The following is a 924-nucleotide window of genomic DNA, read 5'->3' as shown; positions in this document are numbered from 1 at the left end:
GGTTGCACACCTCGATAATCGCATCACGTTCTTGCTGTGAGAGTTTGTTAGCTGGTACAGGTCTAACGCATGTCGGTCTTTTGTCAGCCTGTATTTCACCTTGCTGATACCAGCGTCGATACGTTCTCAAGTCGATTTGAACTTCATGGCAAGCGTGCTCCAATCGGCAACCACTTTGCTTAGCGTCGTGGATAAGAGTGACCAAGTGGTGCCTTTCATCGGTTGAGGTTAATCTTCCTCTGGCTCTTCCCCGTAAAAGGCTCTCAGCTTTTTTCGAAGAACCAATAGCGCCGCCGTTTCCGCTAAAGCTTTTTCTTTAAAGCGTAACTCTTTTTTCAGCTCTTTAATTTCAAGCTTGTCAGCTTTAGCTTGTTTCTTGGCTTCAGCCTCACGCTCTTTAGCAGACATAAACCCTTGCATACACTCACTTCGCCAACCTTGCACTTGTTCAGGGAACAAGCCTTTCTCGCGACAATACTGACTGAGTTCATTCTCCGTCATCGAGTAAGTTTCAGCGACAATGGCGAGTTTAGTTTGAGCAGACCACTGCTCTGATGAAGTATTACTATTTGGCACAGCACCTCCTGAACGTCTAAGTTGCCGCCGCCAATGATACAGGGTGGCTGTGCTAATACCTTCCTCTTTTGCTACTTGGCTTACAGACATTGAATAAGGAGGCAGTAGCTTCTTCAATATGGCTTCTTTTCTTTCTGTTGGAATGCGATTCAAAACTCACTCATTACCACCCAAACTGGTTAAATTTTAACAGTGACAACTATCCTGCCAGAGGGGGTTAGCCGCAGCGATGGCCAGAGACGACTATGAGACTCGACGAAAACGCCAAGCCCAAGGGATAGAAAAAGCCAAAGCATTAGGAAAATACCAGGGTCGAAAGCCTGACTTAAGGCTAAGAGAAAATATTCA

At 45.9% G+C, this 924-nt stretch carries 1 protein-coding gene and 2 pseudogenes; 1 reads left to right on the top strand and 2 read right to left on the bottom strand.

Annotation, left to right across the window (positions count from 1 at the left end):
- Both KIV40_RS25285 and KIV40_RS25280 read right to left on the bottom strand, forming a co-directional pair.
- Nucleotides 1-205 (bottom strand): annotated as a pseudogene (locus KIV40_RS25285) (IS3 family transposase); the annotation flags it as partial.
- 23 nt (nt 206-228) lie between these two features.
- Nucleotides 229-729: a transposase gene (locus KIV40_RS25280; protein ID WP_041853196.1), complete on the bottom strand. Its 501-nt coding sequence runs from the start codon at nt 727-729 to the stop codon at nt 229-231.
- A gap of 64 nt (nt 730-793) precedes the next feature.
- Here KIV40_RS25280 and KIV40_RS25275 point away from each other — a divergent pair.
- Nucleotides 794-924 (top strand): annotated as a pseudogene (locus KIV40_RS25275) (resolvase); the annotation flags it as partial.

It is taken from the genome of Vibrio sp. D173a (assembly GCF_030248475.1).
The sequence above is the reverse complement of the archived record's forward strand: the minus strand, read 5'-3'. Positions and strand labels throughout refer to the sequence as shown.